Source organism: Brachybacterium sp. AOP43-C2-M15 (assembly GCF_052446295.1).
GTDB lineage: Bacteria > Actinomycetota > Actinomycetes > Actinomycetales > Dermabacteraceae > Brachybacterium.
In genome coordinates, this window is sequence record NZ_JBQSWB010000026.1 from 16,874 (window position 1) to 32,546 (window position 15,673).

General features: G+C 73.8%; 13 protein-coding genes. All 13 read right to left on the bottom strand.

Annotation, left to right across the window (positions count from 1 at the left end; translation table 11 throughout):
* A complete protein-coding gene (locus ACT3SP_RS17835; RefSeq protein ID WP_444588630.1) occupies positions 1–645 on the bottom strand; it encodes an NUDIX domain-containing protein in 645 nt (214 codons plus the stop codon).
* A 4-nt stretch (positions 646–649) separates the two neighbouring features.
* Positions 650–2,425 carry a CTP synthase gene (locus tag ACT3SP_RS17840; protein ID WP_444588631.1) on the bottom strand — a complete coding sequence of 592 codons (1,776 nt, stop codon included), beginning with the start codon at positions 2,423–2,425 and terminating at the stop codon, positions 650–652.
* 11 nt (positions 2,426–2,436) lie between these two features.
* On the bottom strand, positions 2,437–3,546 hold the full coding sequence (locus ACT3SP_RS17845; protein WP_444588632.1) for a glycosyltransferase: 1,110 nt from the start codon (positions 3,544–3,546) through the stop codon (positions 2,437–2,439).
* Between the two features lie 109 nt (positions 3,547–3,655).
* Positions 3,656–5,425, bottom strand: a complete 1,770-nt coding sequence (gene murJ / locus ACT3SP_RS17850) for a murein biosynthesis integral membrane protein MurJ (RefSeq protein ID WP_444588633.1) — start codon at positions 5,423–5,425, stop codon at positions 3,656–3,658.
* Positions 5,422–6,207 carry a hypothetical protein gene (locus tag ACT3SP_RS17855; protein ID WP_444588634.1) on the bottom strand — a complete coding sequence of 262 codons (786 nt, stop codon included), beginning with the start codon at positions 6,205–6,207 and terminating at the stop codon, positions 5,422–5,424. The genes murJ and ACT3SP_RS17855 overlap by 4 nt, the downstream gene beginning before the upstream one ends.
* Positions 6,204–7,268: a copper transporter gene (locus ACT3SP_RS17860; RefSeq protein ID WP_444588635.1), complete on the bottom strand. Its 1,065-nt coding sequence runs from the start codon at positions 7,266–7,268 to the stop codon at positions 6,204–6,206. Before ACT3SP_RS17860 ends, ACT3SP_RS17855 begins: the two co-directional genes overlap by 4 nt.
* 14 nt (positions 7,269–7,282) lie before the next feature.
* Positions 7,283–8,458, bottom strand: coding sequence for a putative cytokinetic ring protein SteA (gene steA / locus ACT3SP_RS17865; protein WP_444588636.1), 1,176 nt, complete (start codon positions 8,456–8,458; stop codon positions 7,283–7,285).
* Entirely contained in the window at positions 8,455–10,164 is a 1,710-nt protein-coding gene (recN, locus tag ACT3SP_RS17870; RefSeq protein WP_444588637.1) for a DNA repair protein RecN, read from the bottom strand. The genes steA and recN overlap by 4 nt, the downstream gene beginning before the upstream one ends.
* A 16-nt stretch (positions 10,165–10,180) precedes the next feature.
* Positions 10,181–11,125 (bottom strand): NAD kinase, encoded by a 945-nt coding sequence (locus ACT3SP_RS17875; protein WP_444588638.1) that lies wholly within the window; start codon positions 11,123–11,125, stop codon positions 10,181–10,183.
* 5 nt (positions 11,126–11,130) lie between these two features.
* The gene (locus ACT3SP_RS17880; protein WP_444588639.1) at positions 11,131–12,006 is read right to left on the bottom strand and encodes a TlyA family RNA methyltransferase; all 876 of its coding nucleotides are present in this window, start codon (positions 12,004–12,006) and stop codon (positions 11,131–11,133) included.
* Positions 12,003–13,019, bottom strand: a complete 1,017-nt coding sequence (locus ACT3SP_RS17885) for an HAD-IIA family hydrolase (RefSeq protein WP_444588640.1) — start codon at positions 13,017–13,019, stop codon at positions 12,003–12,005. The genes ACT3SP_RS17880 and ACT3SP_RS17885 overlap by 4 nt, the downstream gene beginning before the upstream one ends.
* The gene (locus ACT3SP_RS17890) at positions 13,016–14,029 is read right to left on the bottom strand and encodes a hypothetical protein (RefSeq protein ID WP_444588641.1); all 1,014 of its coding nucleotides are present in this window, start codon (positions 14,027–14,029) and stop codon (positions 13,016–13,018) included. The genes ACT3SP_RS17885 and ACT3SP_RS17890 overlap by 4 nt, the downstream gene beginning before the upstream one ends.
* 20 nt (positions 14,030–14,049) lie before the next feature.
* On the bottom strand, positions 14,050–14,529 hold the full coding sequence (locus ACT3SP_RS17895) for a hypothetical protein (protein WP_444588642.1): 480 nt from the start codon (positions 14,527–14,529) through the stop codon (positions 14,050–14,052).
* Positions 14,530–15,673 lie beyond the last annotated feature (1,144 nt).

Genomic DNA, 15,673 nt, shown 5'->3' on the forward strand with positions numbered 1-15,673 from the left:
TCAGTCCCGCCCGGGCCGCTCCATGAACGGCGCGTCGGCCGCACGCAGCGAGGACATTCCCGCTCCCCCGCCGCGCAGTGCGTGCAGCGCGAGGACCGCGGCGACGGTGGTGGCGTTGGTGATGCGGCCCTCGAGCACGGCGGTGACCGCCTCGGCCAGCGGCACCCAGCGGATCAGCAGCGCGGCCTCCTCGTCGGTGCGCTCGAACTCCAGCTCGCTCTCCCGCACGCCGGAGGCGAGGTAGACCCGGATGACCTCGTCCATCCCGCCGGGGCTGGGGCGCAGGTCCACCAGTGTGCGCAGGTCCGCGGGCTCGTGACCGGTCTCCTCGGCGAGCTCGCGCGCGGCGGCGAGGTGCGGCGCCTCCCCGTCGAGGTCGAGCAGACCGGCCGGGATCTCCCACAGCTCGTGGCCGACGGGGTGCCGGTACTGACGGATCAGCAGCACCCGCTCGGCGTCGTCGAGGGCGAGCACCGCCACGGCGCCGGGGTGACGCACGTACTCGCGGTCGAAGCGCACGCCCTCGGCGAAGTCGACGGTGTCGCGCACCAGATCGGCGATCATCCCCTCGTGCACGGTGCGGCGGGCGGCGACGGGTCGCTGTCCGGGCTCGTCCCGCAGCGGTGCCTGCTCCGGGTCGCTCACGCCCTCACTCCTCGTCCGCGTCGGCCATCTCCGGGGTGACCTCGAGCAGCCGGGTCGCCTTCTGCGCCTCGACCGCCGCGCCGATCAGCCCGGCGAAGAGCGGATGCGCGCGGGTGGGGCGGGACTTCAGCTCGGGGTGGGCCTGGGTGCCGATGTAGTACGGGTGGACGGCAGGGTCGAGCTCGACGAACTCCACCAGGGTGCGGCCGTCCTCGAGCTCGGAGGTGCCGGAGACGCGCAGTCCCGCCTCCTCGAGCTGCTCGCGATAGGCGTTGTTGACCTCGAAGCGGTGGCGGTGGCGCTCGGCGACCTCGGTGGTGCCGTAGGTGCGCGTGGCGAGGGAGTCCTCGAGCAGGGTGTGCGAGTAGGACCCCAGTCGCATGGTGCCGCCCAGGTCGCCCTGTCCGGAGACGATGTCCTCCTGCTCGGCCATGGTGGCGACCACGGGATGCTCGGTGGAGGGGGCGAACTCGGTGGAGTGGGCACCGACCAGCCCGAGCTCGTGACGGGCGTGCTCGATGACCATCGACTGCATGCCCAGGCACAGTCCCAGGGCCGGGATCCCGTGGGTGCGGGCATGGTGCAGGGCGCCCACCTTGCCGTCGACGCCGCGGATCCCGAAGCCGCCGGGCACCACGATCGCGTCGACGTCCTTGAGCTGCTCGGCGGCGCCCTCGGCGCTCGCGCACAGATCGGACTCGACCCAGCGGATGGACACCTTGGCGCTGTGGTGGAACCCGCCGGCGCGCAGCGCCTCGGTGACCGAGAGGTAGGCGTCCGGCAGGTCGACGTACTTGCCGACCAGCGCCACCGTGACCTCGTAGGCCGGGTGGTGGACGCGCTGCAGGAGCTCCTCCCACTGCGTCCAGTCGACGTCGTGGCTGAGCAGATCCAGGCGCCGGATCGCGTAGGCGTCGAGCCCCTCGCCGTGCAGCACGAGGGGGATCTCGTAGATGGACGGTGCGTCCGCGCAGGTGACGACGGCGTCGAGGTCGACGTCGCACATCGAGGAGATCTTGGACTTCACCGAGGTGGGCAGCTCGCGGTCAGAGCGCAGCACGATCGCGTCGGGCTGGATGCCGATCGAGCGCAGCGCGGCCACGGAGTGCTGGGTGGGCTTGGTCTTGAGCTCCTGGGAGGGTCCGATGAAGGGCACCAGGGAGACGTGGACGAAGAACACGTTGTCGCGGCCGACGTCCTGGCGCACCTGCCGGGCCGCCTCGAGGAACGGCTGCGACTCGATGTCGCCGACGGTGCCGCCGATCTCGGTGATGACCACGTCGACGTCGTCCCCGGCCTGGGAGCGCATCGATTCCTTGATGGCGTCGGTGATGTGCGGGATGACCTGCACCGTGTCGCCGAGGTACTCGCCGCGGCGCTCCTTGGCGATCACGCGGGAGTAGACCTGGCCGGTGGTCACGTTGGCGTTCGCGGTGAGGTTCTCGTCCAGGAAGCGCTCGTAGTGGCCGATGTCCAGGTCCGTCTCGGCGCCGTCCTCGGTGACGAAGACCTCGCCGTGCTGGAAGGGGTTCATGGTGCCCGGATCCACGTTGAGGTAGGGATCGAGCTTCTGCATCGTCACCCGCAGGCCCCGATTGCTCAGGAGCATGCCGAGGGACGAGGCGGTGAGGCCCTTCCCCAGGCTCGAGACGACTCCGCCGGTGACGAAGATGTGCTTGGTGGTGCCGGGATTCCGGAAGGGTTTGGCCGTGGGGACGGCCCCGATCCGGGAGAGGGGGCCGGTGCTGGACTGGGGGGTGCTCGCGCTGGTGTCTGCCACGGACTGCCAAGCTACCAGTCCCGAGCCCCCGAGTCGAACACCTCGTGGAGCTGGGAGAGCAGATCCACGTCCGTGGGCAGATCTCGGGCCCGTTGTCGGGAGGCGGCCTCCGCGGTGCGCCGCGGAGCCGTGTCGATCAGCGCGGTGACGGCGGCGGCGAGGGCGGCGGCGTCGCCGACGGGCACCAGGCGCGCGGCGTCCCCCGTGACCCAGCGGGTCCCGCCGGCATCGGTGGCGACGATCGCCCGCCCGGCCAGGAGCGCCTCCTGGAGCCAGACCGGCTGTCCCTCCCAGCGGGCGGCGGAGACGACCAGGTCGCAGGCCGCGAGGAGGGCCGGGACGTCCTCGCGCCGGCCGAGGAGCTCGACGGGGAGTCGCTCGGCGCGGATCCGGGCGGCGAGCTCGCCGTGCAGCGGGCCGTCGCCCGCGACGAGGACCCTCACGCCCGCGCCGCGCGAGCGCTCCCCCTCGCGCAGCAGGGCCGCGGCGTCCAGCAGGTCGTGCAGCCCCTTCTGCGGGGCGAGTCGGGCGACGACGAGGGCCTCGATGCCGGCGTCGTGCGATCCCCCGTCGTGTGCTCCCCCGTCGTGTGATCTCCCGCCGTGTGCTCCCCCGTCGTGTGATCTCGCGTCGTCCGGGGCGGCGGCGTCCGTGCTCCGGGAGGTCCGGGACGGCACCGGGACGATGGCATGGCGCACGTCGCGGGCCCCGGCGCGGCGGGCGTCCTCGGCGAGGTCCGGGGAGACGGCCAGCACCGTGTCCGCCCGGCGGCACAGCACACGCAGCAGACCGGCGCCGACGGTGCGCGTCGCGCGGGACCCGACGGTGCGGTTGTGCAGGGTGACGACCAGACGGTGCCCTCCCCGGTGCGGCGTCGAGAGGGCCGCGAGCGCTCCGGCCCGCAGCCCGTGGGCGTGCACCGCCACCGGAGTGTCCGCACCGCGCAGCACCTCCCGCAGGACGCGCACGGTGCGCAGGTCCGCTGCCGGGCGGGGCCGCTCGCCGATCCGCACGGGCGCCTCCTCGACGTCGTACCCGTCGCCGCGCAGCAGCGACAGCTCGTGGTCGACGTGGGCGGCGAGACCGCCGCTCGCGGCCGGTCGCACCAGCAGCACCCTCATGACCGCTCCTTCAAGTCCGCACCCTCGTGACCGCTCCCTCATGACGTCTCCTCCACGGCCGTTCGTGCACGACGACTCCTCCGCGACCGCCGCCCCTGCGCCCGCGCTCTCACGACCCGGAGCTCACCACCCCGTGGCGCCCGGCGCGCAGTCGGCGCAGGATCCGCCGTGTGATCTCCGGATCGGCCGCGGCCATCACGGCCGTCGACAGCACCGCTGCCGCGAGACCGCAGACGATGCCGATCAGCACGGACCCCACCTCGCCGGTCGCCGTGGTCACCAGGTACCGGCCCAGCAGCAGTCCCGGGACCCCTCCGCCCAGCAGGGCGAGGGGGACCAGGATCGCGGTGCGCCGCACCGCGCTGCGGTGTCCGCCGTGGTCGAGGACGTCCGCGATGCGCGAGAGCCCCACCAGTCCGGCGATCGCCATGCCGAGCGCCATCGCGAGGCCGAAGGCGGTCGAGGCCTCGGCGGCGGACCGTTCAGGACTGGGCAGGACGAGCACGAGGATGACGACCCCGGCGATGAGCCATCCCACCGAACCGACCAGCAGCGCGTCCCGGGCGCGCAGGGCGGCGGAGAGGATGCGGGTGCACTGGGTGGCGACGGCGAAACCCACCAGCCCGAGGGCGAGCCCGGCGGTGGTGGAGCCGACTCCGGTCGCGCCGGAGCGATCGATCTGGCGGAAGAACTGCTCGAGCGCGGGCCCGGCCGCCAGCAGCATCGCGGCGCCGACGACCGAGACCACCATCACGGTGCGGACGGACGCGGCGGCGATCTTCGCGAAGCCCGTGCGATCTCCGACCAGACGCAGCTCCGACAGGTGCGGGAAGACGGACGTCACCAGCGGCACGACGAGCACCGCGTAGGGCAGCAGGTACAGGGCCTGGGCGTACTGGAACACCGGCAGGGTGCCGACGCCGCCCGCCCGCATCGCCAGCAGCAGCACCAGGGCGAGCACCGCCTGCTGGGCGCCGACGGCGCCGAGCCCGGCGCCCCCGAGGGCGAGGGCGCGTCGGCCGTAGCCGGCGGGCATCGACCAGGCGGGGCGCAGTCGCAGCCCCGCGCGCAGGGCGGTGACCGCCACGGGAATCGTCATCGCGACGACCCCGGCGGTGGTGCCCCAGCCGAGCCACCACACGGCCGACTGGTCGATGGTGGTGGCCGTCGCGACCGAGGGCACCAGGTGGGCGTAGACACGATAGGAGACCATCACGACCACCGAGGACAGCAGCGGCATCATCGCCGGCCACAGGAAGCGCTTGCGCGCCTGCAGGTAGGCGGCCAGCACCACCGAGGCGCCGTAGAACGGCAGCTGGAGCGCGAAGATGCGCAGCAGGGTGGCCCCCAGCGGCACCCCCGCGGCCTCCTGGGTCTCGGCCGCCAGCAGCAGCTGGGCCAGCGGTCCGGAGAGGAGGATCACCAGCAGCGCGAGCAGGCACGTCGCCAGCAGCGTCCAGCTCAGCAGGGTGGACACGATGCGATCGGCGAGCGCGGCGCCCGAGGCCGGCTGGCGCTGACGTTCCTCGGCGCGCAGGTCCTCGACGGTGCGGGGGTCCAGGGCGGCGCCGGCGCCCCCGCGGTCCTCGGGATCGCCCTCGGGCACCAGACCCGCGATCAGCGGGACCACGACGGCGGCCAGCATGCCGCCCGCGACGACCTCGAACAGGACGTTGGGGAGCATGTTCGCCGTCGTGTACGCGGTGCCGACGTCCCCCGCGCCGACGCTCGCGCCGAACACGAGGTAGCGCACGAACCCGGCGATGCGGGCGAAGACCGTCACCACCAGGATCACGCCGGCCCCGCGCAGCACGGAGCGGGCGATCCCGCCGCCCCGGGAGGCCGGGGCGCGGGACGGCCGTGAAGCGGCCGGGGTCATCGTCCCCCCTCCGCGTCGAGCGGCAGGCGGCCCAGGCGGTCCAGGGCCCGCAGCGCGGCGGTGCGGTCGATGACCGCGCTGAAGCTGACCTTCTCGCTCACGAGGGTGAGGACGACGACCGCGGCGAGCAGCGGGAGCCGGGCAGGGACGGGGAGACGGCGCACAGCGGCCCCGCCCAGGGCCGCGCCCAGGACGTTCGCGCCGGCGTCGCCCAGCATGCCGCGCTCGCGCAGGTCCGCGGGAAGCGCGAGCAGCGCGGGCAGCAGGGCGGCGACGGCGAGGAGGCGGCCGTCGGCCCCCCGCTCCCCGCCTGCGGGGGCGAGGGCGAGGGCGGCAGCGGGCGGCAGGAGCGCCTTGAGCGCGCGTCCGGGGCGCAGGTCCAGCAGATTGGCGAGGTTCGCACAGCCCGCGACGAGGGCTGCGTCGGCCACCACCATCGCCCCGCCGCGCGGCGGAGGGGCCCCTGCGGTGCCGAGCACCGCGAGCAGCGGGATGCCGAGCGCCTTGGCCGCCCCGGTGGTCAGGTGGTGCTCGCGCAGCGCTCCCAGATGCCCGCGCAGGCCCTTGGAGACCGGCCGCCCGGCCCGGCGCTGGCGGGGCTCGAGCAGATCATCGGCCAGTCCCAGCGCACCGATGCCGGCCAGGACGGCGGCGTCGCTCGGGCGGCGCGTGCGCGCGGAGAGCGCGACCACGGCGCCGACGACGAGGGCCCCTTCGGCGAGGCTCACCTCACGGCCGGAGAAGTTCGTGCGGCGCAGCTCGGCGCGCAGTCCGGGGATCACTCCTCGCCCCCGCCGGAGCCCTCGCCGCCGGAGCCCTCGCCGCCCGGCTCCTGCTCCGGCGCGCCGTCGCCCTCGATCCCCCGGGTCTCGGGCAGGGCCGGGAGCCGGTCCTCGGCATCGGCGGTGGTGCCGTAGGCGCCGGAGCCGCCGCGGGTCTGCTCGATCAGGGCGAGCACGGAGAGCAGTCCCCCGTCGGGCTCCTGCAGCCGATCGGTGGTGGACAGCGCGTCGAAGGCGGACTCGCCGCGCACGGTGCGCAGGATGCCGGTGGCGGCGTCGTTGCCCGGTGTCGCGGCGGAGACCACCGCGGGCAGCCCGGTGTCGGCGAGCACGCCGAGGAGAGTGGTCTGCACGGCGAGCAGCCCCTGAGCACGCTCGGTCGCGACGAGCTCGTCCTCGGACTCCTCGACGAGCTCCTCGGGTGCGGCGCTCGCGTAGATCACGCCGTCGACCGAGGTGGGCACGGCGCCGTCGACGGCGACCAGCTGATGGTCGATGAGCACCTGCCACAGCTGCTCACGCATCTCGGGCGTGATCTCGCCGTCGCCGCCGAGCAGCAGGGTGGGGATCAGCCCGGCCAGGCGAGCGCCCTCGGTGAGCTCGTCAGCGGGGTCCGCGATCAACGAGGCCGGGGCGATCTCGCCGATCTCCTCGAGGGCCTCCTCGCGACTCTGCTCGCCCTCGGGGGACCACAGGGCGGGCTGGAGGTCGATCCGCACCGGATCCGCCTCCCCGGCCTCGTCCAGCAGGGTCATGATCTTCTCGATGCCCGGGCGGGTCGAGCTGTCGTCGGTGAGGACGGCCGTCTGCTCCCCCTCGAGGGTGCCGGCGACGAGCTCGGGGCCGAGCTCGGAGATGAAGCTCGCCAGCTGGTCGTTCTGGGCGGAGAGCTCCTCGGTCTCGGTGCGCAGGCCCTCCTGCTCGGTGCGCAGCTGCTCGACCTGTCCGGCGAGCTGGTCGCCGAGGTTCTCGCGCAGCGGACCGGCACCGAGCACGATGCCGACGGCGAGGGCCAGGAAGACGGAGATCAGCGAGACGAGGTGGTAGCGGAAATCGATCACGGGTCGTGACCCTCCTACGCCCCGGAAGCCCGGGGTGAGAACAGCAAGGTGAACCAGGACAGGATCCCATCCAGGCGGGCGCCGAAGATCTGGACCAGCGCCTGCCCGCCAGGTGTCGCCCAGAGAGCGACGGCGAGTGCGGCGAGTCCGGCCAGTGCGAGCAGCACCAGCTGGAAGGTGGAGATCCTCTGACGGTACAGGCGGGAGACGCCCTTGGCGTCGACGAGCTTGGACCCGATGCGCAGGCGGGTGAGGAAGGTCGAGCTCATGCCGGCGCGACCCTTGTCGAGGAACTCCTCGAGGGTGCCATGGGTGCCGACGGCGACGATCACGGAGGCGCCCTTCTCGTCGGCCAGCAGCATCGCGATGTCCTCGCTGGTGCCGGAGGCCGGGAACGCGATCGCCTCGTCGGCCAGGCCCAGCTCGGCGAGCCGCTCCATCCCCGGGGCGCGCCCGTCGCGGTAGGCATGCACGACCAGCTCGGAACCGCTGCGCAGGGCGCGGTCGGAGACCGAGTCCATGTCACCGATGATCATGTCCGGGTGGAACCCGGCCTCGATCACCGCATCGGCACCGCCGTCGACGCCGATGATGATCGGTCGGTTCTCGCGCAGGAAGGGCTTGAGGGTCGCCAGGTCCTCCTTGAAGTGGTAGCCCCGCACCACGATCAGCACCGGCCGCCCGTCCATGGGGGTGCGCACGTCCGGGGCGCCGATCCCGTCCAGCAGCAGATCGCGCTCGCGGAGCATGTACTCCATGGTGTTCTCGGCGAACAGCTCGAGCTGCTCGGACAGACCCTCGCGCGCCCGTTCGAGGGAGGCGGCGACCGTGAGCTCGTCCTGACGGGTCCCCTCGGCGATCAGCGCCTCGTCCAGGAGCACCTCGCCGCCGGAGACCGTGATCCCCTCGCCGTCCCGCACCCCCTCGAACACGGCCGGTCCGAGCGAGTCGACCAGGACGATGCCGGCGTCCACGAGGATCCGCGGCCCCGCATTGGGGTAGCGCCCGGAGGTGGAGGCGGCGACGTTCAGCACCGCGACCGGATGCCGTTCGACCAGGGCCTCGGCGGCGACCCGGTCGATGTCCTCGTGGTCGATGATCGCGATGTCGCCGGCGTGGAGGCGCTTGGTGAGGTCCTTGGTGCGCTTGCCGAGCCGGGCGGTCCCGGTGACGGTGGCGACGCGCTTCATCGGCCGGCCTCGTCGAGCAGCTCCTCGGCGTGGGCGAGCGCGACGTCGGAGGCGTCGTCGCCCGCGAGCATCCGCGCCAGCTCCCGGATCCGGGCGGGCCGGTCCAGGTGCTCGACGGTCGAGCTGGTCGTGCCCTCGGTCGAGGACTTCACGATCTGCAGATGTGTTCCCGCAGGAGCCGCCACCTGCGGGAGGTGGGTGACGACGATGACCTGCGCATGACGGGCGAGCCGTGCCAGGCGCTGACCGACGGCGAGGGCGGCGCGACCGCCGATGCCGGCGTCGATCTCGTCGAAGACGAAGACCGGCGCGGCGGAGCGGTCGCTGCGCGAGGAGGCCAGGGCCACCTCGAGGGCGAGCATCACCCGGGAGAGCTCGCCGCCGGAGGCCGCCCGGGCCACCGGCAGCGGCTCCGCGCCCGGATGCGGGGCCAGCAGGATCGCCACGGCGTCCTGTCCGTGCGAGCGATGGCTCTGGCCGGTCACCTCCACGCGGATGTCCGCATCGGGCATCTCGAGGTGGCGCAGCTCCTCCTGGACGGCGGCGGAGAGCTCCGCGGCGGCGGTGCTCCGCGCCGCGGTCAGCGCGGCGGCGGCCTCCGCGAGCTCGGTCTCGAGCTCCGAGAGGCGGCTCGCGGCCTCGGTGCGCTCCTGCTCGGCGCCCTCGAAGCGGTCGAGGTCGACGGCGGCCGTGCGGGACGTGGCCAGCAGCGTGGTCACGTCCTCGGCGGGCCCTTCTGGGCCCGGCAGCAGCGCCCCGAGGTCCCGGACCAGGACGGTCAGCTCGTGGAGGCGCTCGTTGGCCTCCTGGGTCCGTCCCGGGGAGGCGTCGATCTCCTCGGCGTAGCGGGAGATCTCGGCGGCGAGGTCGGAGAGCTCGAGGCGCACCGAGTCCAGCCGGTCGACGAGCGGGGCGAGGGTGGCATCGGTGCGTGCGGCGCGGCCCAGGGCCTCGGCCGCGATCGCGAGCAGGGGCGCGGCGGCGGGGCCGTCGTCGTCCCCGACCATGGCCAGGGCCGCCGCCCCGGCGGCGTCCCGCAGCTCCTCCGCGTTGCCGAGGCGCTCGATCTCGGCGCGCAGCGAGTCGTCCTCGCCCTCCTGCGGATCGGTCCGCTCGAGCCGTTCGAGCGCCTCGCGCAGCGCGGTGCCGCGACGGTCCCTCTCGGCCAGCAGCGTGTCGAGCTCCGAGATCCTCTCGCCGAGCGCGGAGCGCTCGCGCCAGACGGAGCGGTGGTGCTCGAGCAGCGGCCCGATCTCGGCCACGGCGAAGCGGTCCAGGGCCTCCCGCTGCGCATCGGGGTCGCGCAGGCGCTGCTGGTCGGACTGTCCGTGCACGGTGACGGCGGTGCCGACGAGGCGGGCGAGGGTGCCGATGGGGACCGGGACCCCGCCGATCTGGGCGCGGGAGCGGCCGTCGCGGGTCACGCGGCGCACCACCAGGACCTCGCCGTCGTCCTCGTCGGCCCCCAGCTCGTCGAGGGCGTCGGCGAGCTCGGTGTGACCGGTCAGCGAGAGGGTGCCGTCCACCGTGCTGGACTCACGGGTGCGGCCCCGGTCCAGGCGGCCGCCCAGCAGCATGGTCAGCCCGGTGACGATCATGGTCTTGCCCGCGCCGGTCTCCCCGGTCAGGGCGGTGAACCCGGGACCGAAGTCGAGCACGGCGTCGTCGATGACGCCGATATGGCGGATGCGCAGGGTGGACAGCATGGGGTGCCTCGGGCCCTCAGCGGGTGCGCGGGCCGCGACCGCGCCAGCCGACGACGGGCAGCTGGAACTTCTCGACCAGACGATCCGCGAAGGGGGTCGGGGCCAGGCGGGCCAGGCGCACGGAGCGCGAGGAGAGGCGGGCCTCGATGCGCATGCCGGCGGTGATCTCCGCGCCGCGGCGGCCGTCGAGCGTGAGGATGCCGTCCTCGCGGTTGTCCAGGGTCATCTCGATCGCGGCGTCCGAGGAGCGGCCCAGCACCAGGGGCCGGGCGAACAGGGCGTGGGCGGCCAGTGGGATCAGCATCATGGCGTCCACCTCGGGCCAGATCACCGGTCCCCCGGCGCTGAAGGCGTAGGCGGTGGAGCCGGTGGACGTGGAGAGCAGAACCCCGTCGGCGCCGAAGGAGGAGACGGGCCTGCCGTCGATCTCGATGGCGACGTTGATCATCTTCTGCCGGTCGGCCTTCTCGAGGGAGGCCTCGTTGAGCGCCCAGTGACGGGCGATCGGTTCGTCCGCGGCGTCGAGCACCGTGAGGTCGAGGGTCGAGCGCTTCTCGATGTCGTAGTCGCCGTCGAGCAGGCGGGCGACGGTGATCGAGAGGTCCTCGACCTCGCTCTCGGCGAGGAAGCCGACGTGGCCGAGGTTCACCCCGTGGACGGGGACGTCCGCCTCGCGCGCCGCCTCGAGGGCTCGCAGGATGGTGCCGTCGCCGCCGAGCACGATGCCGAGCTCGACGAGCTCGGCGGCGGAGGCCGCCTCGCGCACGTCGACGGCGCCGTTGGTGAGGAAGGTGCGCAGCTTGGGCGGGGCCATGTCCTCGGGGAGGGCGAGGATCTCGTCGACCTGCTCGTCCACGACGACCGCGCGGACGTTGCGCAGTCGGAGCTCCTCGAGCACGGTGAGCATGGCGCGCAGTGCGGCGCGGCGGCCGGTGTGCACGTAGAGGAGGAACCGTCGCATCCTGGTCAGTCCTCCTCGGTGGTGTGCGGCTCGCGAGTCGTCGGGTCGCCGGTGCGCCGGCCGCGGCGGTGCCGTGGACCGTCCCCGCGCACGGCCGACTCGATCATGTCACAGGCCAGGGCGTCCAGCGCGGAGGTCGCGCCGTCCGGATGCAGATGCAGGAAGTACTCGAGATTGCCGTCCTGGCCCGGCAGGGCGCTGGGTCCGACGGAGGACAGGGCGAGGCCGGCCGCCGCGGCGGACTCGGCGACGCCGCGCACCGCAGAGGCCCTGGCGGCCGGGTCGGTGACGACGCCTGACTTCGGCAGCGCCGCGCGTCCCACCTCGAACTGCGGCTTCACCATGAGCAGCATGTCCCCGTCGGCACGGACCACGGAGGCGAGCGCGGGCAGGACGGTGCGCAGGGAGATGAAGGAGAGATCGGCGACGAGCAGGTCGACGTCGGTGCCGAGCAGTGCCGGGGTGAGGTCCCGCACACTGGTGCCGTCGCGGACCGTGACCCGGGCATCCGCGCGCACGTGATCGGCGAGCTGGTCGTGGCCGATGTCGACGGCGATCACCGCGGCCGCGCCGCGTCGCAGCAGCACGTCGGTGAACCCGCCGGTGGAGGCCCCGGCGTCCAGGCACTGCCGTCCGGCGGGGTCCAGGCGGAGCTCGTCGAGGGCCCCGGCGAGCTTGTGGGCCGCCCGGGACGCGAACTCGACGCCGTCGGGGACGTCGACGACCTCCAGCGCCGCGTCCGGAGGGACCGCAGCGGCGGGCTTGGTAACGGTGCGGCCGTCGAGCCGGGCACGGCCCTCCTCGATGATCCGTCGCGCGTGGCTGCGCGAACGGGCGAGGCCGGCGGCGTGCAGCGCGACGTCGAGACGGTCGCCGCTCACCGGGAGGCGGGCCGCACTTCGGTGCCGCCCTGGTCGAGCAGCCGCCCGCCCCAGGCGGCGTCGCCGGAGCGCTCGCCGAGCAGGGCGAGCACGGCGCGCAGCACACGGGGATCGTCCGCCGTGCCTCGCAGCACGATGTCGCCGTCGGCCCAGACGGCCGAGACGTCTCCGCAGCGGGCGCTGTCGCCGTCGACGACCGGGAGGGGGAAGGGGGCGGCGATCTCGGCCAGGTCCGGGAGCACGAAGGTGGGCCGACGGATCGGATCGGCGCGCAGCGCCTCCTCGACGCCGTCCACACCGGTGAGCACGAGCAGCGAGTCCATCCCTGCACGCACGGCGCCTTCGATGTCGGTGTCCAGGCGGTCGCCGACGATCAGAGGCCGTCGCGCGCCCTTGTCCCGGGCGGCGACCTCGAACATCCCCGGCTCGGGCTTCCCGGCCACGGCGGGCTCGGCGCCGGTCGCGTGGCGGAGGGCGGCGACCAGCGATCCGTTGCCGGGGGCGAGGCCGCGCTCGGTGGGCAGCGTCGCGTCGATGTTCGTGGCCATCCAGAGGGCTCCGCGGCGGATGGCGTAGGCCCCCTCGGCCAGCCGTGCCCACCCGAGGTCCGGCGACCAGCCCTGGACCACGGCGACGACGTCCTCGGAGTCGGTCTCCACGGGCGTCAGGCCGGCGTCCCTCACCTGCTCTGCGAGGCTCGGACCGCCGACCACCAGGACGGACGCTCCGGGATCGAGGCGCTGCGCGAGCAGCGCGGAGGCGACCTGCGGGGAGGTGACGAACTCCTCGGGCTCCGCGTCGATGCCGACCACGGCGAGATGCTCGGCGGCCTGCTGCGGGGTGCGGGAGGCGTTGTTGGTCGCGAACACGACGGTGCGTCCGACGGATCGGGCGGTCTGCACCGCCTCGGCGGCGTGCGGGATCGCGCGCGCACCGTGCATGAGCGTGCCGTCGAGGTCGAGCAGCAGCGCGTCGTACAGATCGAGCAGGGAGGGATCGGGCCGACGGGTCACGCGGACTCCTCCGGTCCTCGCTCGGACGCCGAGTGCTGCGCAGCGACGGGCTCCGGGGCAGAGACGCCGTCCGGCGCGGGTGCGGGCGCGGGTGCGGGCGGCTCAGGATCGTTCCTCTCCGCCTCCTCCCCCACCGGTTCGTCACCGGACTCCTCGTCGTCGGACAGGTCCCTCTCCGGCGCGGCGGCCTGCGGCGCGTCGCCGTCCGCCGTGTCCCCCTGCGGTGCGTCACCGCCCGGATGTCCGTCCCTGTGCTCGCCCGCGTCGTCGCGATCGTCCTCGCGGTCGTCGTCGCGATCGTCCTCGAGCACGTCGTCGCGGTCGTCCTCGAGCACGTCGTCGGTGCAGCCCTCGAGGTCGGGCTCATCGGTCTCTGCGTCAGGGTCGTACGCGTCGAGAACGGCGACCTGCTCGTCATCGGCCCAGGTCGGCTCCTCCGCCGGAGCCGGGGCCGGTCGGCCCAGCCGCTCCGCGGCGTCGGTGAGGCCCTCGGTGTCCGCATCGGCCGCCAGGGTCATCCAGCGCTTGGCCTCCTCCTGGCGCCCCGCGCGCTCGAGCAGATCGGCATAGGCCACCCACAGGCGCACCTGCCAGCGACCGTCGACCTTGTGCCGCAGCGCGGGGATCTCGAGAGTCCGCAGGGCGGTGTCGACGTCCCCCGTGTCGGCGTAGGCGCCGGCCACCACGATGATCAGCTCGATCGCCGCGTCCACGCCGAGGTCAGCGGCATCGTCGGAGGCGGCGATGTCCAGAGCGCGCTCGGGGCGTCCGAGCCCGCGCTCGGAGTCGGCGATCATCGGCAGCACGTCGGTGCGTCCGGTGATCCGCAGCGAGGTGCGCAGCTCACGGGACGCGGTGCGGAAGTCACCGGCCCGGTAGGCGATCACGCCATAGAACTCGCGCACCGCGCCGACGCGGCCGCCGAGACGGGCGGCGAACCGCGCGTGCGCCTGCGCGGTCTCGTTGTCGCTGTCCTCGAGGAGCTCGGCGGCGACCAGGTGACGGCCCACCCGCTCGGCGGTCTCCTTGCTCAGACCGCGCAGCTCATCCCGGACCTCGCGCTCGAGCTCACGGCCCGTGATGCCCTCGGGGACGCGCGGCTCGAAGGGCCGATCAGCGCGGGCCTCCTGACCGGGACGGTTCTCCCGCCGGTCACGGCCATCACGAGGAGGCCGGTCGTCACGACGCGGCCGGTCATCACGACGAGGTCGGTCATCACGACGAGGTCGGTCATCACGGCGGGGCGCGCGGTCGCGACGATCACGATCATCACGCTGCGGACGGCCGCCCTGCCCGGGCCGGTCGTCACGACGCGGGCGCTCATCACGGCGGGGGCGGTCATCACGATACGAACGGCCATCACGACCGGATCGCTCATCGCGCCCGCTGCGATCGTCACGGCGAGGTCGATCGTCACGGGACGGCCGGCCGGCTCCGCCGGAGCGATCCTCGCGCGAGCGGCGGTCTGGGCCCCCGCTCCGGTCCCACGACCGGTCGTCGCGCCGATCACGGCCCTCCCCACGAGGTCCGGCCGCGGGACGGTCCGTGCGGTCCTGCCGCGGACGTCCACCCTGCCCCTCATAGCGCGGGCGAGACGCACCGGAACGGCCGCGAGTGTCGTCGTAGCGATCCGAGCGCGGGCGCGAGGGGCCCCCCGAGCGCCCCGTCCCGGGGCGCCGGGCATCGTCGTCACGCCGCCCGTCATCACGACGCTTGCCGGACGAACCGCCGTCGTAGGACCGGTTGTCGTAGGACCGGTTGTCGTAGGAGCGACCTTCGCGGCCGTCTCCGGTCCCGGGGCGAGACCCTTCGTCCGTCGGGGAGTACGAACGCTTCCGGGACGTGCCGGGAACGTCAGCGGCCGAGCGCCGGCGATCAGAGAATGCGCCCCGGTCCCGTCCCCTCGGGTCCCCGCTGCGCTCTCCCTCACGACCGCGACCGCGGTCATCGGCTGAGGAGCCGTTGCGCCTGCGCGCTGTGCTCTCATCGCGCCGCTGGGACTCCTGGCCGCTGCCGTGGAATCCGCGGTCGCGCTCGCTGTTGCTGTGCTCAGCCACTGTGACCGTCCGTCTCTGGTTCTCGCTGTGTACGTCTCGCCCTATGCGTTTATCGCCGAGAGCCTATGCGACCACGCGCAGTTGACCATCAGGTAACGCCACCGGCCGTGACTGCTTTCACGGGGGTGCGTGCGACGGCTCCGTGCACAGTGGACGACGGTCACACCCACGGACTCTCTGCTACCGGCTCCGCGTCGACGACGGTCAGACCAGCCGCCGAGCACCGCCGGCGCAGCAGAGAGCACGGTCGGCGCACCAGCGCCGCCGGCACGCATCAGCCGGCCCCGCGGACTGCGGTCGAGACGCGGCCGACGCACCGGGCGGGTGCCCGCCTCCACGCACGCATCGACGCACCACACCCGACATCAGCACGGGAAGCGGGGCGCCGGCAGTGGCACCAACCTCCGCCACGAGACCTCCGGGCACGACACCTCCGGGCGCGAGCGCGAGACCACCCGACGCGAGTCCCCCGGACGGCATCTCCGCGCAGCAGCCGGCCGACCCTCCCCGCCCGGGCACGAAAAAAAGGGAGTGGAGAAGGCGAACACCCCGAAAGGGTTCAGCACTCCTCCACTCCCACAAAGATGTCCGGCGGCT